Here is a 20689-nt window from a genome sequence, read left to right as displayed (position 1 = left end):
AACGCGCCGTGTCGTGCTAGAATGCCAAACGCAGGCGCGTTAGCGCCATCTTTTGTGATGCCGTCGTGAATTTCCCCATGAAATTCGTGCGCATCCAAGGGATGTTGGGTATAATACTCGGCTGCCGCTTTATCAGGATAAGGGAAAAGGGAAGATACTTGGCGAAGCAAGACGTTATCGAACTCGAAGGCACGGTTCTCGAAGCACTGCCCAACGCTATGTTCAAGGTGGAGCTTGAGAACGGTCATCAGATTCTGGCCCATATCTCCGGCAAGATGCGCATGCATTACATCAAGATCCTGCCGGGCGATAAAGTGACCGTTGAGCTGTCCGTGTACGACCTGTCGCGCGGACGCATCACGTATCGCTTCAAGTAACGCGCTTCCTCGCGCCGGCGCCACGTCGGGGCAAGGGGGCGCCTTATTGCGCTCTGAAGCAGGGGAGCGGAACCCCTCAAAACCGCCGGGCGGGAGCCCGAAAGCATCCATATGACAACCATCGCCTGCGGCTGGGCGTGTTGCATAGAGTAAAGGAAAACATGGTTCCCCTAGAGGCTTAACCGTCGCCGAAGGGAAGCCGCACATTCAAAGGAGACAAACATGAAGGTCCGTCCTTCGGTCAAGAAAATGTGCGACAAGTGCAAAATTATCCGACGCCACGGCAAGGTGCTCGTGATCTGCGAGAACCCCCGTCACAAGCAGCGTCAGGGCTAAGAGAGGAAGGCTAGTACTACTATGGCACGTCTTTTTGGTGTCGACCTCCCTCGCGAGAAGCGCATCGAGATCGGCTTGACCTATATCTACGGCATCGGCAACACCACCGCCAAGAAGATCATTGCAGAGACCGGCGTTGATCCGGACGTCCGCGTGAAGGACATCTCTGAGGAAGATCTCGGCAAGATTCGCGAATACATCGACAAGAACCTCACCGTCGAGGGCGACCTGCACCGTGAGGTTTCTCAGAACGTCAAGCGCCTTATGGAGATCGGCTGCTACCGTGGCCTGCGTCACCGCAAGGGTCTTCCCGTCCGCGGCCAGCGCGCGCACACCAATGCCCGCACCCGCAAGGGTCCGCGCAAGCAAATCGGCGGCAAGAAGAAGTAGGGGTATTTGACACATGGCTAAGAAGAACGTTCGCACCACCCGCATCAAGCGCTCCGAGCGCAAGAACATCGCGGTGGGGCAGGCTCACATCAAGAGCACTTTCAACAACACCATCGTTTCCATCACCGATCCTCAGGGTAACGTGATTTCCTGGAATTCTGCCGGCACCGTGGGCTTCAAGGGCTCCCGTAAGTCCACCCCGTTCGCTGCGCAGATGGCTGCCGAGCAGGCCGCCAAGACCGCCATGGAGCACGGCCTCAAGAAGGTCGCCGTCTTCGTGAAGGGCCCCGGCTCGGGTCGCGAGACCGCTATCCGCTCGCTGCAGGCTGCCGGCCTCGAAGTGGCCTCCATCCAGGATTGCACCCCCATCCCGCACAATGGTTGCCGTCCGTGCAAGCGTCGTCGCGTGTAGTTCAGAAAGGATCGAATCACTATGGCAATCAATAGGACCCCGGTTCTTAAGCGCTGCCGCCAGCTCGGGATCGATCCCGTCGTGCTAGGCTACAGCAGCAAGAAAGAATCCATTCGCCAGCCCAAGCGTCGCCGTAAGGAATCCGAGTACGGCATGCAGCTGCGCGAGAAGCAGAAGGCCAAGTTCATCTATGGCGTTCTGGAGAAGCAGTTCCGCGGCTACTTCAACAAGGCCAAGCGTATGCCCGGCATCACCGGCGACAACCTGATGCAGATTCTCGAGTCTCGTCTGGACAACGTCGTGTTCCGTCTGGGCTTCGCCAAGACCCGCAAAGAGGCTCGTCAGGCTGTGTCCCATGGCCACATCCTGGTGAACGGCCGTCGCGTGGACATCCCGTCCTTCCGCGTGCGCCCCGGCGACCTGGTGGCCGTGGCTCCCAAGGCCAAGGACATGCTGGTCACCAAGAATGCTATCGTTGCCAACGCGAGCGTTCAGGTTCCCGCCTGGCTCGAGGTCGACATCGAGAAGCTTCAGGGCAGCGTGCTCTCTCTTCCCAACCGCGATCAGATCGATTTGGACATCCGCGAACAGCTTATTGTCGAGCTCTACTCCAAGTAATGACCCGCGGCTGATTAGGAGGCTTACAAACTATGGCAGAGTTCATGAGGCCAACCGTCACAACCGAAGAAGTGAACGACACCGTCGCGCGCTTCATCGTTGAGCCGCTGGAGCGTGGCTTCGGCTACACGCTTGGCAACTGCATGCGTCGCGTTTTGCTGTCCTCCTTGGACGGTGCGAAGGCTACCGCCATCCAGATCGAGGGCGTGCAGCACGAGTTCACCACCGCCGAAGGCGTCATTGAGGACGTCACCAACATCGTCCTCAACGTGAAGGGCCTGGTGTTCTCGGCCCTGTCCGAGGATTACACTGAGGCCACGGCTACCATTTCGGCCGAAGGTCCCTGCACGGTGACCGGTGCCGACGTGCATGTTCCCGCTGAGTTCACGCTGATCAACCCCGAGCATGTGATCGCTACCGTCGCCGACGGCGGTACGCTGAACATGTCCATCCGCATCGGCGTGGGTCGCGGTTACGTTTCGGCTGAGCGCAACAAGCGCACCGAGGATCCCATCGGCATCATTCCGGTGGACAGCCTGTTCTCGCCCGTGCGCCGCTGCACCCTCGCGGTCAGCGACACGCGTGTGGGCCAGCGCACCGACTTCGACAAGCTGGTGCTCGAGGTGGAGACCGACGGCTCCATCGCCCCTAACGAGGCGGTGTGCCGTGCGGCCAACATCATCAACCAGTACATGGGCGCGTTCCTCGGCCTGGCCGACATCGTCGACGAGGAAGAGGGCGAGATTCCGTCCATCTTCGCGCCGGAGGGCCAGGAGGCCAACGCCGAGCTCGATAAGCAGATTGAGGACCTGGACCTTTCCGTCCGTTCCTACAACTGCCTGAAGCGCGCGGGTATCCACTCCGTGCGTCAGCTGGTCGAGTTCTCCGAGAACGACCTGCTCAACATCCGCAACTTCGGTGCCAAGTCCATCGAGGAGGTCAAGGACAAGCTGATCTCCATGGACCTGAACCTGAAGCAATAGCTACGAGGAGATTTACCGATGAGGCATTACAAGAAGGGCCGCAAGCTGGGCACCGATGCCGCCCACACCAAGGCCATGAAGAAGTCCTTGGTTCAGGCGCTGTTCCTCAATGACCGTATCAAGACCATTGAGTCGCGCGCCAAGGAAATCCGTCCCGACGTGGACCGCATCATCACCTGGGCCAAGCGTGGCGACCTGCACTCTCGCCGTCTGGCCATCGCCAAGCTGGGCGACAAGGAACTGGTGCGTGAGGTGTTCGCCAAGGTCGAGCAGGGCATGTGGGCCGACCGCCAGGGCGGTTACACCCGCATCATGAAGCTCGGTCCCCGCAAGGGCGACAACGCCCCTATGGTCATCATGGAGCTCGTGACCGAGCCCGTGGCCAAGAAGGCTGAGAAGACCGAGGCTCCCGCCAAGAAGGCCGCTCCCAAGAAGGTCGCCAAGGCCGAGGAGGAAAAGGTCGAAGAGGCTGCTGAGGAGAAGGTGGAAGAGGTCGAGGCCGCTGACGAGGCCAAGGCTGAGGAAGCCGCCGAGACCGAGGCTGCTGAGGCTCCCGCCGAGGAGGAGAAGAAGGCCGAATAGCCTGAACTCTTTTACTTGCAAAACGCCGTCCGTTTGGGGCGGCGTTTTTGTATGTCGCGCCTCGAAGGCGCTTGTGCCGTTGCAAGGCCGCCATGTGCCCCATCTAGCCGCGTTGGTCAAGCCTACGTATCTAAAACACGCTACGCTTGCTCTTCGCGTCTGCCTGGGGTGCTGGCGGCCTTCTGCTGTTGCAGGTGCGGATAAAGCACGTATCGGCAACGTCATGGCAACCGATTGATGCGGTGCAGTCCTGCACTCCGTTTGCGTCCGCCGACGTGGTAGGATAAGGGAAAGCCCGAAATCGGGATCAACGCGAGCGAGGTTCATTGGTTTTCGCCCGCACTATCATAAGGAGGGCATCATGTCTGAGATGGGTAAGCTTATCAACGATGCCATCGACAAGGCGCAGGAGTTCGCGGGCGAGATGAAAGCCGCCGGCGACAAGGTCATCGACGCTGTTCAGGAGCAGGCTCCCGTTGTCATGGAAAGCGCGAAGGCGAAGACCGAGGAGCTTCTTGACCAGGCTCAGAAAAACTTCCCCGAGGTCATGGACGATGCGAAGGCTGCAGCTGAGAAGGCGATGGACGCTACCAAGTCGGCCGCCGAAAAGGTCATGGACGTGACCTCGAGCGTTGCCGAGAAAACGGTCGACGCCACCAAGGAAGTGGCCGATCGTGCGGCTGATGCCACCAAGGCTACCGTCGAGCGCATCACCAAGAAGGACGAAGAGAAATAGCGCGTTTCGCCCTTTGTCTGACACGTTGCCAAACGATGGGTGCTTTGACAGCTGTCTCGTATTGTCGGTTTCACATTAATTCGTGGTTGTGCGATGTGGGCCGATGAACGATGGGTTGCGTGAACGAATTGTTGGATGTTTGCACCATAGAAAACCCGTGGTAGAACCTATGACGGGGTCATTTCGGAAGGAGGCTTCGGTCTCCTTCTTTTATACTGGGCGAATGCCGATTTCGAAAGAACATATCGTTTCGCACCGTTCGCTTAACGCGCAAAGCGCCATTTCTCTTGATGATGCCTCTGCCGTCGGATGTGACTTGTCGCGCGACCCCGATACGTCCGATGCTCCTCAGGGCTACCAGGGTCGCCGGCGTGGGCTACGTCCTGACCCGCGGATTTCCATCGTTGCCACCCTCGCGTATTGCATAGCGGTGTTCTTGGTGGATACGTGGGTGGGCATGGCGACATTCGCCCTTATAGTTGCTGCGGTGCTCGGCGCCATGGGGGTGCATATCGGGCAAATCCTCAAGAGCATCATTCCACTTCTATTCATATTGGCGTTTACCGTGGTCGCGCATATTCCCCAGGGCATCGATGAGGGCTTTTTCTACGCCCTTCGCATTCTTTTGCTGGCGCTTGCCACGCTTGCCGTGGCGTTCTCCTATGACGACTCGCAGTTCGTGCGCGCGTTCTCTTCGTTTGGTCGTCCGCTGCGCGCTCTGCACGTGCCCGTCGACGACATAGCCACCATGTTCTCCATTGCGCTGCGATTCATTCCGGCGGGCATGGAGGAATTCAAGCGCGTTGCCAACGCCCAGCGCAGCCGAGGCGCCCAGCTTGACGAAGGCGGCGCAATTGCCCGCGTGCGGTTATGGGGCAACGTTCTGGTGCCCATGCTGGTGGGTTTGTTTCGCCGCGCCGGCGCGCTCGCCCAGGCAATGGAGGCGCGCTGTTACGGAAGCGCCGCTCGCCGCACCAGCCTGCACGGCGACGAGCGCCTCGGTGCAGGCGATGTTGTCGCTACGGTTTTCGCTTGCGCAGTAATCGTTATGTTGGGAATAGCGCTCTGATGGTTCGACCCGTCAGAGTGGTGTGACCTTGCGGTTCGTGCTCCTAACTTGCCAGTATTCCCTCACAACCTTGCGGTTTTCTTGCCTATTTCTGACCCGTTTCTGACCAGGTAAAACGTGACGGTAACAAATCTGTGGGCAACTATGGAGAATGTCGGTGCTGTGCGAGAGAAAAACGTCGAGGGACTAGCCTTCCATGTATGGCGATCATTCTTTCAGACATATCCGCTGCGCTTTTCTGGGAGTCGTATCATTCCGCGTCGTACCCGAATGCTCGACGGGGTTTGTCGACATGTCTCGACTCGCCCCTTTGCGAGCGTGATATCGAGAGAATGAAAAGATTTCTGCCGAAGTGCGCATTCGATAGGCTTCATGTGCTTGTTACGAAACCTGAGTTGAGGCGTACGCTTAAGGAGGGGGTGTGCCACGTTCATTCGGGGGAGCTTCCGCCTGGTTCATTATTCCAAATTGCAGACGATACATTCGTCGTGTCTCCTGAATTGAGCTATGTAGAAATGGCACGACATCTCACGGTCGAACAGCTGATTCACTTCGGAATGATGCTCTGTGGCATATTTTCGCGTGAGCCACTTGCCCTTGATGCATCCTTGGGCGAAAACAGTCCGACATTGCGAGGTGAAAAGAGGAACTTGGCGCGCCGTTCGCCTCTGACCACTGTCGCAAACCTGTCGACGTATATCGAACAGCTTCAAGACTTCAAACATGTTCGCGCATTGAAAGGCATCAAAGTAGCCACGAGAGCCCTCCCCTATATTATCGAGAGAAGCCGCTCCCCGATGGAATCGTCTTTGACGATGGCGCTCACCTTGCCGTATCGATTGGGAGGCTGCTCAATGCCTAAGCCCGCTCTCAATTGTCCGATTTTCATTGATCCGTCTCTTGTTCCATCTGGCGGTGGAGTGCGCTGGGATGCGCGCGGACTGCCTTACTTTGAATGTGACTTGGTTTGGGGAGATGCTGGAAAGGTCATTCTTGAGTATCACGGAGACGAAACTCATTTCACTCGTGAGGGTGTCGAGAAGGATGCAAGAAAGGCGAGGATATTGGCTGCGTCGGGATATTCGGTTCACGTTGCGACGCGTGTGACGATGTCTTCATCGCTGAAATTCTGGGATCTAGTTAATGGTCTTCGGCAAGAACTTAAGTTCAGGCTTCAGCCAGGAGTGAGCGATTTCAAGAAGAGAAACGAAAGGCTGAGAAACTTGCTGAAAGGTGATTATCTCCAGTCCGTCAGGATCAAAGACAGAGCGATGTGTAGTCGATGACAGTATGGGGCTTACTTGGCGAGCATGGGAATGGTCAATAATGCGTGAGCGCTGAGCGATTGGAGCGCACTGGTGAGCGTCAAGGGCGGCTGGGGCACGTTGGCGAGCACTGACGAGCATCGGAGGCGGGTGGAGCGTTTTGATGAGCACCGGGGTGAGGAATCATACGAAACGAGATGTTGAAAAAGAGCTTATGTGCATGCTTTTGCGGGGTGGATGCTGAAAAATCACTTATATGTACTCGTGAAAACGCCGGATTGGTTGCAGAGCGTATTGAGATGAATAGATTCCAAACGCGTGAACTGGGATTATGCAGAAGAGGCTGATATTGGCGAGCAAGGCGAAAGATACTAAGTGAATTGATGCAGTACAGATAAGGCATTTTTCAGCAGGACCGCGCCCCGCATGTGCATTTAAGGCAAAATTCATCCGCATTGATCTTATGGGGCACGATGTCCGGCCGTCAGCTAGGGTGAATGGTCAACTCGAATGTGCCAATCATGCGCCTTGTGGTGTCCGCCCGCCTACACGCGTGCGCGGCTGCCGGGAGTGTGGTATACAATCGCATTATCCGTGCGCTTGGCATGGATGGGCGCGCAAAAGGCGTTGACGCAATCAGGTGTCGGCGCTCCATCGGCGCGTTGCGTTCAACGAAATGAGGAGGCATTCTCACATGAGCATCATCTTCGATGTGTACGGTCGCGAGGTCCTGGATTCGCGCGGCAATCCCACTGTCGAGGTAGAGGTCACGCTGGACGACGGGTCGTTCGCCCGCGCCATCGTTCCCTCCGGTGCGTCTACGGGCGCGTTCGAGGCCGTAGAGCTGCGTGATGGCGACAAGGGCCGCTATCTGGGCAAGGGCGTGCAGAACGCTGTTGCCAACGTGAATGAGGAAATCGCCGAGGCGCTTATCGGCATGGATGCGTGCGACCAGCGCGCCATCGACGCCGAGATGATCGACCTGGACGGCACGCCCAACAAGGGCCGTCTGGGCGCGAACGCCATCCTGGGTGCGTCGCTCGCCGCCGCTCGCGCCGCTGCGGAATCTGCCGAGCTGCCTCTGTACAAATACGTGGGTGGCGTGAATGCCAACGTGCTGCCTACGCCCATGATGAACATCCTCAACGGCGGCGTGCATGCCGATAACAACGTGGACTTCCAGGAGTTCATGATCATGCCCGTGGGCGCCGAGAGCTTCGCCGAGGGCCTGCGCTGGTGCGCCGAGATCTATCACACGCTCAAGAAGGTCCTGCATGACGCGGGCCTGGGCGGCGGTGTCGGCGACGAGGGCGGCTTCGCTCCCAATCTCAAGACCAATGAGGAGCCGCTGAAGTACATCACCGAGGCGTGCGAAAAGGCCGGCTACAAGCCCGGTACCGACATCATGTTCGCCATGGACCCCGCATCCACCGAGTACTACAACGCCGAGACCGGCATGTACGAGCTGGCGGGCGAGGGCGTGTCCTACACCAGCGAGCAGATGGTCGATTACTGGGAGAAGCTGGTTGACAAGTACCCCATCATCTCCATCGAGGACGGCATGGCCGAGGAGGATTGGGATGGCTGGAAGATGCTGACCGACCGCATCGGCGATCGCGTGCAGCTGGTGGGCGACGACCTGTTCGTCACCAACCCCGCGCGCCTGAAGAAGGGCATCGAACTGGGCGTTGCGAACGCTATCCTGGTGAAGGTGAATCAGATCGGTAGCCTGACCGAGGCGCTCGAGGCCGTGCAGATGGCCAAGCAGGCGGGCTATGCGTGCGTGATCAGCCACCGTTCCGGCGAGACCGAGGACACCACCATCGCTGACCTTTCCGTTGCCACCAACGCTGGCCAGATCAAGACCGGCGCTCCGTGCCGCAGCGACCGCATCGCCAAGTACAACCAGCTCATCCGCATCGAAGAGGAGCTGGAAGGTTCCGCCCAGTACGCTGGCTTGAACGCGTTCTACAACATCAAGCGCTAGATGCGAGCTGTGGCCTTGGACGCGAGGCATGGCGTGCGGGCTCGGGAATAAAGCCAGAGCGTCGCGGCAGTGATTCTCGCAGCGGGGCTTTATGCTAGAGGCGCATCAAGAGGGCGGCCGACCCACTTTCGGGTCGGCCGCCTTTTGCGTTGCGTGCTTTTCGCGATGGAGACGAGTCGTCGGGAACCAAGTAAGTTGCTAGCGCCCGGCTGCTCTTTCTAGCTCGGGCAGGGCGTCAACCAGATTGCCTTCCAATGCGACGATATAGGCTTTGCGCTGAAAGCACTCCTGGAAGTTATGGAATCTGCCGTCGTGTTCGCCATAGGTCACATCAAGCACAATGCCGCAATAGGGTGCGAGGCGGAACCTCGTGCTGTCTATCCATCTCCCGTACCGCGTCTTGGCAACGTACTCTTTGGATTGATAGCCGTCCAATGCATTGCCGCATGGAATGGTTTCTCTGGAGGCGTGGCCGTATTCCAGGTGCGAACACCCAATGAGTCTCAAGGCATGGCTGGCATCGAGCTTGTTGCAAAGATCTACGGCTCGCTGTGCTTGCTGAAGCCAGCGTTGATAGTCTGCATACCATTTTTCGAATCGGGGATTTTTCTTGTCGCTTAGGCGATAGAGCTTCGCTGCGTTGTCCACCCAATCCTGGGGATAGGGCGTTTTGAAGTCGGGTGTAGAAGAGAACACGAATATGCGAAGAACCCACGAGCGATAATCGTCGGGAAAGAGTCGAGTTGCGGTTTCGGCGGCCTCCGCAGCCTGATTGAACATCTCCGCTTGGCAAAGCTTTGTGCATCTGTCCGAAAGCGCTGCGATTGAGTTGGGCGAAGGAGTAGAGCTTTGTCCCTGTAAGGCCTTTGCCGTCACGTACGCATTGCTGCAATAGGGACAAATTCCCGCATCGGTCTGAGGGTCGACGGGAATCGATTTGCCGCACAGAGGGCATTTTCCTTCTACCATGCTTACTCCTTAGCCTGTTTGACTTAGCATGCGAGCATTGTCACGGTGTCAGCATAAACTATTGAGGCGACGCGGACGCGGCGGACGAGCAGCGTTTCGTGCGCTTTGGGGCAAAATGCACGGAACACGAGTTTAAGGGAGTGCTAACTAGGTCATCCCGAATGGCGTTTCAATTACAATATGAGGCACAGAGGGAGAGAATTACGTTCGGCGGATCGTAGTGCAGCAAGCTGGTCTGCTGAGGCATTTGGGAGGGAATAAAGCTCGGCATGAAAAACGATATGGTGATTCGTCAGCTGAAGTGCGGCCCGGGGTTTCGTGCGTTTTTAGGGTCGGGGCTGTTTTGGGCTTGGTTTGACGCGCTTTTCATGGGTGCATTTTTTCCGGGGCAAAAGGGCATCATGCCGGAAGCGTGCACAATGCTTGTGTTTTCCCTCAGCATCATTCCGTACATTCTTGTTTTAGCGCGCGGTTCTCTGGTCATGCGCGCGATCTCCCATAATCGATTCATTGTTGGATTGGGCGTGGCGGGGACATGCGGCGCTCTTCTCTGTATCGCTTCGGGTATGCTGATGAGTCCTCCTTTACTCGTGTTTGGCTCGCTGCTCAGTGGGGCGTTCATGGGATTTCTCACACTTGCTTGGGGCGGTATCTACAGCAAAGAGGGCGCTGTCTCAGCTATGGCGTATCTCGCGGGAGGTTTCGCGGTTGCCATTGTCATCGACATTCCGCTGCTGCTCATGATTCCCGAGGGACGTGCTTTTTCTTTTGCGTTGTTGCCGCTTGCTTCGGCGCTGTGTTTTGCATCATTGGGCAAAGATAGTCGTGCGTACGTAAAACGCCCTGAATTACCTCCTTCGTCCGGGGGCGTTCACAGTATTCTGCGCAATTACCTTGGCGTGCAGCTTTCCATTCTCTGCGCGCTTTGTCTGGTTATGTTCGGATTCGGATATATCCAGCACATCGTATCGTTCTCCGAGAGCGTTATGAATGGCGGAGTGATTATCCAGGTGGTGCGTGGCATTGTCGGTATCGTTTTGTTTGGTTTTATTGCCATGAATCCTTTGCGCTCAAGCATTGCGTATCGTATTGGCCTGCTCGCCATTATTGCGGGATTCATGATTATGGCGTTCCTTTACGGTACGGATGTCTTCTGGATTCCCGGGGCGATTTTCATTGGCGGCTACACGGTGTTCGACGTGTTGAAATGGGTGGCGTTCTCGCAAATAGCATTTTCGCAATCTAAGATGCCAATCAAGACCATTGCGGTCATGCGTCTTGCTGATGCGGTATTTCTCGCGCTCGGTTTGGGCGTCGGTCTGGCACTCAACGCGAATCCTGCGGGTCATGCATATTCCGCGCAAGAAACCATGGTGGTGGGGTATGCCATGGTGATCGCTATCGTGCTGCTGCTGGGAAGTGAAGATATCTGGAGCCTGTTTAGGTTTGGTCGCGGCAGGGTGGGAATGGATGTCGAAGAGGGCGCTCAGGGTAATGCTGTTGAAGTATGGGCTCAGCGGTGGGGCCTTACTCAGCGGGAAACCGATGTGCTGGAGTGTCTTGCGGCGGGCAGGACTCAGCCGTGGATCGCCGAGAACCTCAGTATCTCCGAGAGCACCGTGGGAACCCATGTGCGCCATATCTATCAGAAGGCAGACGTGCATGGAAGGCAAGAGTTATTAGATTGCCTGGTCAGCATCCCATCATGTGATTCACACGATGGGCTTGATGCCATTGGCAGAAACACCTGATTTGTGAAAATCCGGTAATTCGCACGTTGCGCACGCAACGCTCCTTGTTCGAAAGTTTCTTCAGCGCCAAAAGGTGCCGCATGGCGAAGAAAAGAAAGGCGCCATGCCGTTCTGAATGAGGGAACAAGGAGGGAATCATGGACGTTTCTCGCAGGAATTTTCTCAAGGGCTCGCTGACCGCTGGTGCCGTTGTGGCCGCCGGTGCTGCTCTGGCAGGTTGCAGCCCGTCGGGCTCCACGTCTTCTGACGGCGGCAGCACCACGGCTTCTGCCTCCACCGCGCAGACTGGTGAGCAGCTCCACACCTGGGAAATCAAGCCTGAGGCCATTTCCGATGTGGCTGAGACCAAGGATTACGACATCGTAATCGTGGGTGGCGGCTTTGCCGGCAACTCTGCAGCTGAGGCTGCTGCTCGCAATGGCGCTACGGTCGCCGTTATCGAGCAGAGTGACGGCATCCAGTGTCACGGCATCGACGTTGCCGCTATTGGCAGCAAGTGGAAGTTGGACAACGGCGTCGATATCGACATCGATGAGGCCTGCAAGCTTCTGTTCCTGTGGTCGCAGCAGACCACCAATTACAACCTGATTCGCACCTGGGCGGAGCAGACCGGCCCTGTTATGGACTACATCGAGGAGATGTGCGAGGCTCAAGGCGTCCACACCGTGACCGCTCTGTCCAAGACTGCGAAGTATGGATGGGAAGAGCTGCCCGAGCGTTGGCGCGTGTATCCCGATGCTGTGTCGTTCGTGACCGACGCCGATCCCGGCTCGACTCGTGCTGACAGCAAGACCTGCAACTGGAATCTTGTTGAGGCTCTTTATAAGAACGCCACCGATAATGGCGCCGAATACTTCTTCAACACTCATGCGGAGCAGCTTGTGGGCGATGCCGAGAGCGGAATCACCGGCGTCATCGTGACCGACGCTGATGGCAACCACGTGCAGTACAACGCTGCGAAGGGTGTCATTCTGGCCACCGGCGACATCGGAGGCAACCAGGAAATGATCGATTGCTGGGCTCCCATCTGCAATCGCGCCGACGGCAATGTGTACACTCCTGAGAACGGTAACAAGGGTGACGGTATTCTGATGGGTTGCTGGGCAGGTGCCGCTCTGTCCAAGAGCCCCGCTGCTCCTATGGTTCATCAGTACACCCCCGACTCGAAGAGCTTCAACCTCACCGCATTCGTGATGAGTTGGCTGGCCGTTAACCGCAATGGCGAGCGCTATGGCGCCGAGCTCCCGTTCGAGCCGTATCTGACTAGCGCCCGCATGAACACTCCGGGCAATATGGCATGGTCTATCTTCGATTCTGACTACGAGAAGTATGTCAAGCAGCAGTGGCCCACCAACTACGATGTGCAGCTTGAAGGCCTCGATGAGGAAATGGCGAAGCGCCTTGAGGATGGTAGCCTGATTCAGGCTGACACCATCGAAGAGCTGGCCGAGAAGCTGGGCGTTCCCGCCGACAAGCTTCAGGCATCTGTCGACGAGTACAACACTGCTTACGCCAATGGCAAGGACGTGCGCTTCGATGTGCCTGCGCAGTTCCTCTCCGAGATTAAGACTGCTCCGTTCTATGCCACTCCGGTTGTGTGCTCTGTGCTGACCATCCCGATGGGTCTGCATGTGGACGACAACTCCCAGGTGTGCACCGAGGACGACGAACCCATTCCTGGCCTGTTCGCTATCGGCAACGTTCAGGGCGACTTCTTCGGTCTGAACTATCCTGTGCATTGCCCCGGCATCAGCCACAGCCGTTGCGTTACGTTCGGCCAGCTGGTCGGCGAGGCTCTGGCGAAGGACAGCGTTCTGACCGAGATTGAATTCGAATAACGATTAGATCGCGTGCTCGTAACTACCCGATAGGCGATTTGCTCGAATGAGCGCACCCTCCCAATCGCCGAATCCCTTATGGCGGCCGACTCACCCCTCCCGGGTCGGCCGCTTTTTGCGTTTCGGTGCTTTTCGGCAACGGAAGCGAGCGTCGAAAGACAAATCAAACGCGATACGGTGCAGTTTTCTTCAAAGTGCTCAAGCAGCTTGAAATTAGTGGGCTTTTTGAACTGGGTCGATGCGTGTGGGATTAGGCAGCTATTTAACGGGGTATTAGAAAACCGCACCGTATCGCGTTTTGTTTCTTGGGTCGGGCTTTGATGGGGGCATCCTTGGGTCGGACCCTGATAGGGGAACATCCTGCCCCATCCCTGTGCGGTTCTTTTGCTCGCGGTTTTGTCGGTCATTACGCTTTGGAGTCGGTATTCCTATGCTGGAGGAATCCTTCGGGGGCGGTTTCAAAAGTACCCGTGAATCCTAAATGCATAAAAATGCCTTAAAGTGCAATATTACTGAATAATATGCAATTTTCCCTATGAATTGAGCAAAGCGAGGAGTATTCTGTGCGGTATACCTCCGATACGCGACGTTAGGCGATTCTTAACGTGCGGCCAATTGCGTGACGTCGTTGCATGCGGCGCGCATGCGGGCAAATCTCACGCGGTGCTCGGAGGGCGCATCTGGCGGTCATGCCAGACGGAAGGCGGGTTGAGAGGAAAGCAGGGCATCATGGCAAACCTCGCGCAAGGCGGCGGAAACAAGATTAACGACCCCAATGGTCTTTCGCTTCCGCATCTTATCGCTGCCGTTATCGCTGCCGTTGTGGGCGGCGGCGTATTCACGATGGCGGGCGATATGGCGGCTGCGGGCGCCAACACCGGAGCCGTGCTCATCGGTTGGCTTTTGTGCGGCATCGGCGTGTTCTGCCTGATGATGTGCTTCTTCGGCTTGAGTCGCTATAAATCAGAGCTCACGGGCGGCATCTTTGCCTATGCGCGTGCAGGCTTTGGCAAGTTCCTTGGTTTCACCTCGGTCTACGGCTATTGGGTTAGCTGCCTGCTTGCCACGGTTTCCTACACCGCACTGATGTTTTCCAGCCTGGCATACTTCTTTCCGGTGTTCGGCGAGGGCAACAACCTGCCGTCTGTCATTGGCGCTTCCATCATCACCTGGATTTGCTGGGCGCTGGTGGCTCGCGGCGTGAAGGTTGCCGCTACGGTGAATATCCTCACCACCATCTCCAAGGTAGTGCCGCTGTTTGTGGCGATTGTGGCCATCATCCTGTCCATGCACTTCGATCCCGCTGTGTTCATGGATAACTTCTGGGGCGAGCCCGACGGGCTGCCGCTGTGGGACCAGATTCTGGGCGTTGTGGGCGTGAGCATCTGGATTTTCCTGGGCATCGAGGGCGCCATTGCTATCTCGGGTCGCGCTAAATACAGCAAGGACGTAGGCCGCGCCACCATCATCGCGTTCTGCGGTATTCTGGCCACGTACCTGCTGGTGTCCATCCTTTCCATGGGCATCATGCCGCGCGCAGAGCTGGCCGAGCTGGCCAATCCGTCTATGGCGGGAGTGCTCGAGGCGTGCGTGGGCCCGTGGGGCGGCGCACTGATCAGCCTGGGTGTGGCGCTGTCGCTTTTGGGGTCCATGCTGGGCTACACCATCCTCTCTTCCGAGGTGCCGTTCGAGGCGGCTGAGCAGGGGGTGTTCCCCAAAGCGTTCGCGAAGATCGGCAAGGCGGGCGGCCCCATCGTCACCTGCACGGTGAGCTGCGCCGTGGTTGAGCTGTTCCTCGTGGTGCAGCTTTTCTCCGAGCAGACCTACCAGTTCTTCTACAGCGTGAGCGTATCCATGATTCTGGTGCCGTATTTCTTCGGCACGCTGTTCGCGCTGGTGTGTGCCATGAAGAAGGATGGCTTCGCGAATGCGAGCGGCTCGACTGTGACCTTCTATCGCGTGGCGGGTCTTGTCGGCTTTCTGTATAGCGTGTTCCTGGTGTACGCGGGCGGCATGCAGGGCCTCATGATCACCACAATCCTGTTTGCCCCTGGCATCATCCTGTATGCGGTGGGCGAGAAGCAGCATGGCGAGCCGGTGCTTCCGAAGGCCATCGACAAGATTGTGGCTGCAGCCATCGTGGTGTTCTTCGTGGTCAGCATCTACTTGATCGCCACGGGTCAGATTGCGGTGATTTAGTTCCGTCGCATGAAAACGACGAATTAGTTTTGAAGGGGCTCGCACTTTGGTGCGGGTCCTTGCTTTTGTGGTACCATAATTGGACAGCTCAAGGCATTACCCGAACCATAAACACACCACGATGCATCAAGGAGCGCTCTGTTCTTATGGCCCGTCAAGGCAACATCATTTCTTTTGACGACGCAAAACGCTACGCTTCGTCTCGTTCATCTGCGGAAACGTACCGTTCTATCGCATATTCGCGCGCTTCTGGTTCATCCGATTCGGGTGCGTTTGCGCCTTTGGATGCTTTTGACGATATCACTCCTTTCGAAAGCCCGTTCTCCGCTGCGGGCAGCGGTCGCAGACAGGCGTCTTCTCGCTCGTCCTATTCCGCTCGGTCCTTGCGGGCATCGGGTAGCGAATTTTCCACCGTCTCCCGTTCGGGACGCATCTCGCGCCCGACCCCTAGCTGGTATGACGCCGATGACGCCGCGGATTCACGCCCTTCTCGCGCCTCTCGCTCCTCGATGCGAGGCTCTTCCGCCGAAGAACGCCAAATTGCGTCGCGTCCTGCGGTCGAGTCCTATGACGAATTCGCCGAGGAAAACGATCTTCCCGCCCGCAATTCCCGACAGAGCAAAAAGAAGCAGCGCCTCAAGGAAAAAGCCGAGAAGATGTTCGCCCATCAGTTCGGCGGCTCTGATGCTGCGGCGGATTCCGGCCCGCGTGCCGCTGTCTACAAGGGCGAAATGGGTAAGAGCCATAAACGCGCCTTCGCCGAGATGGGCGGAACGCAGCGCGGCGCCCGTTCTTCCGCACGGTCCGATGCGGGCAAGGCGAAGAAGATGCGTTCGGTCACGGCATCGCGCATCGCGGTGGCGGTCGGATGCCTGGTGTGCGTTGCGGCCGTTCTGCTGTTCCTGTATCCCACGGCGCAGCAGGTCTATCTCGAATCGCGCGAGGAAGACCGCCTGCAGGCCGAATACGATGCCCTCATGGCGCGTAACGACGCCATGCAGGATCGCATCGATTACCTCAAGACCGACGAGGGCATCCAGGATGCCGCGCGCCAGCAGCTTGGCTGGGTGAAGGAAGGCGAGAAGGCCGTCGTGGTTGAGGGCCTGTCGGAGGATTCCTCCGACGCTGCTTCCGACGTGAATATCCAGATCGTCAGCGGAAGCATTCCTGCTCCGCAGACTTGGTATTCGCCGGTGCTCGATGTGATATTCGGCTATTCCGATCCTGCGTCTGTGCAAAAGACGCAGGGCGCATCTGCCCAGAGCGACCAGGCGCAAGGCGCCGAGTCCGGTGAAAACGATGGCGCCCAGGGCGAATCGTCGGGGGCCGGCCAACAGTAGCGAATTCGAAACGGGGGAGTGGCATGCGCGTTGCAGCTATCGACATCGGCACCGTAACAAGCAGGCTTTTCGTGGCGGACGTGACTGAGTCCGGCCTGCGGACGGTGGTCAGGCGAAGCGTCATCACCAATCTGGGCGAGGGCGTGGATGCGGCGGGCATGCTTTCTCCTGAAGCCATCGAGCGTACGGTGGAAACAGTCGCTGGCTATAAGCGCACGATAGACGAATGCTCTGCCGACGTTGCTGTCGACCGTGTAGTGGCGCTTGCGACTAGTGCAAGCCGTGACGCGGGCAATTCCGACGAATTCGTGCGCCGCCTGCGGGATGTGGGCGTGGAATTAACGGTCATTCCGGGCGAGCGCGAGGCGTATCTCTCGTTTCTGGGGGCATCCAGTGATTTCCGCGACGAGAATCTGCTGTTCGCTGACATAGGGGGCGGCTCGACGGAGCTGGCGTTCGGGCGCGCGTCTACGGGGGGCGATCCCTTGGTGCCTGAGGTCGATCTGCGAGCGAGCCATTCGTTCAACATCGGATGCCGCCGCATGACCGAGCGCTTCCTCAAAAGCGATCCGCCTTCGATTGCCGAGCTGTCCGACGCGCGCAACTGGGCCATCGAGGTGCTTCAACCGTTCTTTGAAGGAGGGCGTTTTGCGTGCGACCGCCTTGTTGCCGTCGCGGGCACTCCCACAAGCGTGGTGGCGGTGCGCGATGCGCTGGTGCCCTACGATTCGGAGAAAGTTCATGGCGCTCAAGTGACGCGTGCGGAATTCGACCGTGTGGCGCGCCGCATGTGCGCGCTGCCCCTTGCGGACCGTATGCGCGTGCCCGGTATACAGCCCAAACGCGCGGGCGTGTTCCCAGCAGGCGTTGTGATCATGGGGGCGGTCATGGAACTTGCGGGCGTCGATAGCTTCACGGCAAGCGAAAGCGACATCCTTAAGGGAATCGTGCTCGACGCGGCCCGCAGCGCATCGGGAGAGGAATCGGATTCATCGCTCTAATGGGTGCGTTTCGTGACCGAGGCCAGGTCTTGGTCACTTTTTGCTATTATGATTAATTGCGCCCAAAAGGCGTACGCTCGAAACGTGGGGGCGTGGCGGAATTGGCATACGCAGCGGACTTAAAATCCGCCGCCGCAAGGCTTGTGGGTTCGAGTCCCACCGCCCCTACCAGGAGAGGTAGTGGAACGACGCCGCATCGATTCGGGACCCGGCGGTGGGACTCGAACCGATGAGGTGGATTTCCGTTAAGAAAACTGCCCAGTGGGCAGTTTTCAGGAAATCGCCCGAGGGCTTTAGCCCGAGGGGTGCGCGCCGCCATCGGCGGCACGCGAGTCCCACCGCCCCTACCAGGAGAGGTAGTGGAACGACGCGTTCTTCCACCGCCCCTACCAGGAGAGGCATATATAACGAGTAGGCGGAAGTAGAAAGCCCGAGGCATGACGGCAGCTGAAATGAGAAAAGCAAGCATGGAAGAGCTTCTGGAGGCGGTCGCCAATCCGCCTGCAACGTTCGAGGAGTATTTGGACTCCTATGCGGAAACCGTGGGAGACCTGGTCAATACGTTCATCCCTCGCGGCACCCATCCTGACATGGATGCGTATCTGTACGACCCCCTGTTGAAGTACAGCCAAAACGGCGGCAAGCGCCATCGCCCCCTGATCTGCTTCGCGGCGTGCGTGGCGGTGGGCGGCGACGTTCGCAAGGCTGCTTCTGCCGCGTCTGCCATCGAGCACTTCCACACGGCGGCGCTCATCCACGACGATATCGCCGACGAGGCCACGCTGCGCCGTGGCGAGCCCTGCCTGCATCTGACCGAGGGAATCGGCCTTGCCATCAACGCGGGCGACCTCGCGCTTTCCCTGGTCAACGGCAGCGTGGTGAAAGACCCCAACCTGTCTGACGCCATCAAGGTGCGCGTGGTCACCGAGCTCATCGAGATGACGCGTCGCACCATCGAGGGCCAGGCGCTCGACCTGGGTTGGGCACGCGACAAGCGCTATGACATCACGCCCGAGGATTACCTGGTCATGGCCACGCACAAGACGGCTCACTATTCGGGAGCCGTACCGCTGGCCATCGGCGCCATCATCGGCGGCGGCACCGAGGCCCAGATCGAGGCCCTGCGCAACTACGGCCTGGACACGGGCCTGGCGTTCCAGATCCAGGACGACCTCCTCAACATCGAAGGCGACCCCGAGACCGTGGGCAAGGATTTCTGCAGCGATATCACCGAGGGCAAGCGCACGCTCATGGTGGTGCACGCCCTGCAGAACTCCGCGCAGCGCGACCGTCTGATCGAGATCCTCTCCAGCAAGACCACTGACCTGACCGTGCTGGCCGAGGCGGTTTCGATCATGCGCGAGAGCGGCTCGATCGAGTACGCGCGCAACTACGCCGAAAACCTGACAAGCATCGCCAAGAATCGCCTGGTCGACATGCTGGACGAGAGCCCCGCGCGCGACCTGCTGATTTCCATGGCGGATTATTTCGTTAACCGTTTGAAGTAAGGCACATCCATGACCGAGCAGACCATCTATCGCCAAGATTCCGAAGGGGAAGATTTCGAGCTGGGCGAACGCCTGCTGTACCTGCGTACGCCCAATTTCCGCGGGCGCGACGTGGAGGCGCTGCAGACGGCGCTGGGCGCGCTGGGCTTTGCCACGGGCGGCATTAGTGGCACGTTCGGCGCCTACACCGAGGGCGCGCTGCGCAAGTTCCAGGTGAACATGGGCCTTGAGGCCGACGGCATCGCCGGCGTTGAGACCTACGCCATTCTCAAGAACCTGCACAACGCGTGGATGGACAAGCCCCAGATCGAAGACCACGCCTACATGGGCTTCGCGCGCGCGGCGGGCGTGCTCGAACACCACGCCGTGTGCCTGTTCGGCACGGATGCCTTCTCTCGCAAGGTGGCTTCGTACATGTCCAACCTGGCACTCGCCACCAACCCGCGCTCCAAGATGGTGAGCGCCGAGACGCTGCTCGTGCCGCCTGACGCGGATATGCTTCTCGCGCACATCGTGTGCGAGGGCACGGCAATCGATCAGGGCACCCCGCGCGTGGTGTGCGACGATGCCGCTTCGCTCCCGCTGCGCATTTCGAGCGCTATCGATCGCGCGCGAGAGACTGCTCAGGAGGGGCGTCCGCTGCGCATCGTGATTGAGGTCGCAGGGGCCGCCGAAGGTGCCGACGAGGCGCGCCAGGATCAGGTGGCGCACCACGACGCCATCACGCTGCTCGACGCGTTTTGCGCCGCGTTCTCGTAAGGGAAGGGCAGTCGCGAGGGAGGGACAATTACCTCGCGTCATGTGAACGGTTTATGGCGTGCGCATGGCGAAGATGCCGCCTGCGGCACGCCATTCGCCGAATTTTGTTAAGGTATGCATGTTTTTTGCATTTGAAGGATCGCACGGAGGGCTTGCGCTTATGGCTGCAAACAAAACGAATCTGACGAGGCGTGCATTTATCGGAGGCGCGGCGGCGTTTGGTGCCGTGTCGATTGCGGTGCCGCGCGTTGCTTTGGCTGAGCCCACCTCCGCTGACGTGCAGGCCCAGGCCGATGCCGCCCGCGTCAAACTGGACGATATGCAGAAGCGCCTGAACCAGGCATCTGACGATTACTACACCGCCCTCAAGGAGCACGACACCGCCACGACCAAGATGGACGAGGCGCAGGCCAAGATCGACGACAATAACGCCAAGATTTCCGAGCTCCAGGAGAGCCTGGGCGGCCGCGCCCGCGGCATGTACCGCGACGGCCAGATCACGTTCCTCGACGTGCTTCTGGGCTCGTCCTCCTTCGACGACTTCCTGAAGAAGTGGGACATTCTGCAGA

At 58.5% G+C, this 20689-nt stretch carries 20 protein-coding genes and 1 tRNA gene; 20 read left to right on the top strand and 1 reads right to left on the bottom strand.

The window, feature by feature from the left end:
- The first annotated feature begins 158 nt into the window (after positions 1-158).
- The 11 genes from infA (at position 159) to eno (ending at position 8755) form a co-directional block, all read left to right on the top strand.
- Positions 159-377, top strand: a complete 219-nt coding sequence (infA, locus tag Q0J60_RS04165) for a translation initiation factor IF-1 (RefSeq protein ID WP_123209167.1) — start codon at positions 159-161, stop codon at positions 375-377.
- A gap of 222 nt (positions 378-599) precedes the next feature.
- A complete protein-coding gene (rpmJ, locus tag Q0J60_RS04160; RefSeq protein ID WP_006363204.1) occupies positions 600-713 on the top strand; it encodes a 50S ribosomal protein L36 in 114 nt (37 codons plus the stop codon).
- A 21-nt stretch (positions 714-734) separates the two neighbouring features.
- The gene (rpsM, locus tag Q0J60_RS04155) at positions 735-1103 is read left to right on the top strand and encodes a 30S ribosomal protein S13 (protein WP_294438983.1); all 369 of its coding nucleotides are present in this window, start codon (positions 735-737) and stop codon (positions 1101-1103) included.
- Between the two features lie 13 nt (positions 1104-1116).
- Positions 1117-1515 carry a 30S ribosomal protein S11 gene (gene rpsK / locus Q0J60_RS04150; RefSeq protein WP_123209169.1) on the top strand — a complete coding sequence of 133 codons (399 nt, stop codon included), beginning with the start codon at positions 1117-1119 and terminating at the stop codon, positions 1513-1515.
- 21 nt (positions 1516-1536) lie between these two features.
- Positions 1537-2133, top strand: coding sequence for a 30S ribosomal protein S4 (gene rpsD, locus Q0J60_RS04145; protein WP_294438982.1), 597 nt, complete (start codon positions 1537-1539; stop codon positions 2131-2133).
- A 32-nt stretch (positions 2134-2165) separates the two neighbouring features.
- Positions 2166-3116: a DNA-directed RNA polymerase subunit alpha gene (locus Q0J60_RS04140; RefSeq protein ID WP_123209171.1), complete on the top strand. Its 951-nt coding sequence runs from the start codon at positions 2166-2168 to the stop codon at positions 3114-3116.
- 18 nt (positions 3117-3134) lie between these two features.
- Complete coding sequence (gene rplQ, locus Q0J60_RS04135) at positions 3135-3698, top strand: 50S ribosomal protein L17 (protein ID WP_294438981.1); 564 nt, start codon at positions 3135-3137, stop codon at positions 3696-3698.
- A gap of 361 nt (positions 3699-4059) precedes the next feature.
- A complete protein-coding gene (locus Q0J60_RS04130) occupies positions 4060-4434 on the top strand; it encodes a hypothetical protein (protein ID WP_294438980.1) in 375 nt (124 codons plus the stop codon).
- A gap of 223 nt (positions 4435-4657) precedes the next feature.
- Positions 4658-5503, top strand: coding sequence for an energy-coupling factor transporter transmembrane protein EcfT (locus Q0J60_RS04125; RefSeq protein ID WP_294438979.1), 846 nt, complete (start codon positions 4658-4660; stop codon positions 5501-5503).
- A 488-nt stretch (positions 5504-5991) separates the two neighbouring features.
- Positions 5992-6789, top strand: a complete 798-nt coding sequence (locus Q0J60_RS04120) for a hypothetical protein (RefSeq protein WP_294438978.1) — start codon at positions 5992-5994, stop codon at positions 6787-6789.
- A 673-nt stretch (positions 6790-7462) separates the two neighbouring features.
- Positions 7463-8755 carry a phosphopyruvate hydratase gene (gene eno / locus Q0J60_RS04115; RefSeq protein ID WP_294438977.1) on the top strand — a complete coding sequence of 431 codons (1293 nt, stop codon included), beginning with the start codon at positions 7463-7465 and terminating at the stop codon, positions 8753-8755.
- A gap of 198 nt (positions 8756-8953) precedes the next feature.
- On the opposite strand, the gene Q0J60_RS04110 is transcribed toward eno, so the two are convergent.
- On the bottom strand, positions 8954-9724 hold the full coding sequence (locus Q0J60_RS04110; protein WP_294438976.1) for a hypothetical protein: 771 nt from the start codon (positions 9722-9724) through the stop codon (positions 8954-8956).
- Between the two features lie 269 nt (positions 9725-9993).
- Between Q0J60_RS04110 and Q0J60_RS04105 the strand changes: the two genes are divergently transcribed.
- From Q0J60_RS04105 to Q0J60_RS04065, 9 genes are all read left to right on the top strand, one after another.
- Positions 9994-11475 (top strand): LuxR C-terminal-related transcriptional regulator, encoded by a 1482-nt coding sequence (locus Q0J60_RS04105; RefSeq protein WP_294438975.1) that lies wholly within the window; start codon positions 9994-9996, stop codon positions 11473-11475.
- A 137-nt stretch (positions 11476-11612) separates the two neighbouring features.
- Complete coding sequence (locus Q0J60_RS04100; RefSeq protein WP_294438974.1) at positions 11613-13313, top strand: FAD-dependent oxidoreductase; 1701 nt, start codon at positions 11613-11615, stop codon at positions 13311-13313.
- Positions 13314-14042: 729 nt separating this feature from the next.
- On the top strand, positions 14043-15512 hold the full coding sequence (locus Q0J60_RS04095) for a basic amino acid/polyamine antiporter (protein ID WP_294438973.1): 1470 nt from the start codon (positions 14043-14045) through the stop codon (positions 15510-15512).
- Between the two features lie 509 nt (positions 15513-16021).
- The gene (locus Q0J60_RS04090; protein WP_294438972.1) at positions 16022-16852 is read left to right on the top strand and encodes a septum formation initiator family protein; all 831 of its coding nucleotides are present in this window, start codon (positions 16022-16024) and stop codon (positions 16850-16852) included.
- 23 nt (positions 16853-16875) lie between these two features.
- Positions 16876-17853 (top strand): Ppx/GppA phosphatase family protein, encoded by a 978-nt coding sequence (locus Q0J60_RS04085; RefSeq protein WP_294438970.1) that lies wholly within the window; start codon positions 16876-16878, stop codon positions 17851-17853.
- Between the two features lie 86 nt (positions 17854-17939).
- Positions 17940-18024: transfer RNA gene (locus tag Q0J60_RS04080), tRNA-Leu, on the top strand.
- Between the two features lie 266 nt (positions 18025-18290).
- Positions 18291-19361, top strand: coding sequence for a polyprenyl synthetase family protein (locus tag Q0J60_RS04075; RefSeq protein ID WP_294438969.1), 1071 nt, complete (start codon positions 18291-18293; stop codon positions 19359-19361).
- Positions 19362-19370: 9 nt separating this feature from the next.
- Positions 19371-20120, top strand: coding sequence for a peptidoglycan-binding protein (locus tag Q0J60_RS04070; protein WP_294438968.1), 750 nt, complete (start codon positions 19371-19373; stop codon positions 20118-20120).
- A 160-nt stretch (positions 20121-20280) separates the two neighbouring features.
- A partial coding sequence (locus tag Q0J60_RS04065) for a coiled-coil domain-containing protein (RefSeq protein WP_367178780.1) occupies positions 20281-20689 on the top strand: 409 nt, incomplete at its 3' end.

This window comes from uncultured Slackia sp. (assembly GCF_944321625.1).
Taxonomy (GTDB): domain Bacteria; phylum Actinomycetota; class Coriobacteriia; order Coriobacteriales; family Eggerthellaceae; genus Slackia.
The sequence above is the reverse complement of the archived record's forward strand: the minus strand, read 5'-3'. Positions and strand labels throughout refer to the sequence as shown.

Bases quoted from the DNA above. Each gene is read 5' to 3' on its own strand.
- Q0J60_RS04105 (WP_294438975.1), top strand. From the start codon at position 9,994: ATGAAAAACGATATGGTGATTCGTCAGCTGAAGTGCGGCCCGGGGTTT.
- Q0J60_RS04140 (WP_123209171.1), top strand. From the start codon at position 2,166: ATGGCAGAGTTCATGAGGCCAACCGTCACAACCGAAGAAGTGAACGAC.
- rpsD (WP_294438982.1), top strand. From the start codon at position 1,537: ATGGCAATCAATAGGACCCCGGTTCTTAAGCGCTGCCGCCAGCTCGGG.
- Q0J60_RS04095 (WP_294438973.1), top strand. From the start codon at position 14,043: ATGGCAAACCTCGCGCAAGGCGGCGGAAACAAGATTAACGACCCCAAT.
- Q0J60_RS04085 (WP_294438970.1), top strand. From the start codon at position 16,876: ATGCGCGTTGCAGCTATCGACATCGGCACCGTAACAAGCAGGCTTTTC.
- rpmJ (WP_006363204.1), top strand. From the start codon at position 600: ATGAAGGTCCGTCCTTCGGTCAAGAAAATGTGCGACAAGTGCAAAATT.
- Q0J60_RS04100 (WP_294438974.1), top strand. From the start codon at position 11,613: ATGGACGTTTCTCGCAGGAATTTTCTCAAGGGCTCGCTGACCGCTGGT.
- Q0J60_RS04075 (WP_294438969.1), top strand. From the start codon at position 18,291: ATGACGGCAGCTGAAATGAGAAAAGCAAGCATGGAAGAGCTTCTGGAG.
- Q0J60_RS04125 (WP_294438979.1), top strand. From the start codon at position 4,658: ATGCCGATTTCGAAAGAACATATCGTTTCGCACCGTTCGCTTAACGCG.
- rplQ (WP_294438981.1), top strand. From the start codon at position 3,135: ATGAGGCATTACAAGAAGGGCCGCAAGCTGGGCACCGATGCCGCCCAC.
- Q0J60_RS04130 (WP_294438980.1), top strand. From the start codon at position 4,060: ATGTCTGAGATGGGTAAGCTTATCAACGATGCCATCGACAAGGCGCAG.
- rpsK (WP_123209169.1), top strand. From the start codon at position 1,117: ATGGCTAAGAAGAACGTTCGCACCACCCGCATCAAGCGCTCCGAGCGC.
- Q0J60_RS04070 (WP_294438968.1), top strand. From the start codon at position 19,371: ATGACCGAGCAGACCATCTATCGCCAAGATTCCGAAGGGGAAGATTTC.
- eno (WP_294438977.1), top strand. From the start codon at position 7,463: ATGAGCATCATCTTCGATGTGTACGGTCGCGAGGTCCTGGATTCGCGC.
- rpsM (WP_294438983.1), top strand. From the start codon at position 735: ATGGCACGTCTTTTTGGTGTCGACCTCCCTCGCGAGAAGCGCATCGAG.
- Q0J60_RS04090 (WP_294438972.1), top strand. From the start codon at position 16,022: ATGCGAGGCTCTTCCGCCGAAGAACGCCAAATTGCGTCGCGTCCTGCG.
- Q0J60_RS04110 (WP_294438976.1), bottom strand. From the start codon at position 9,724: ATGGTAGAAGGAAAATGCCCTCTGTGCGGCAAATCGATTCCCGTCGAC.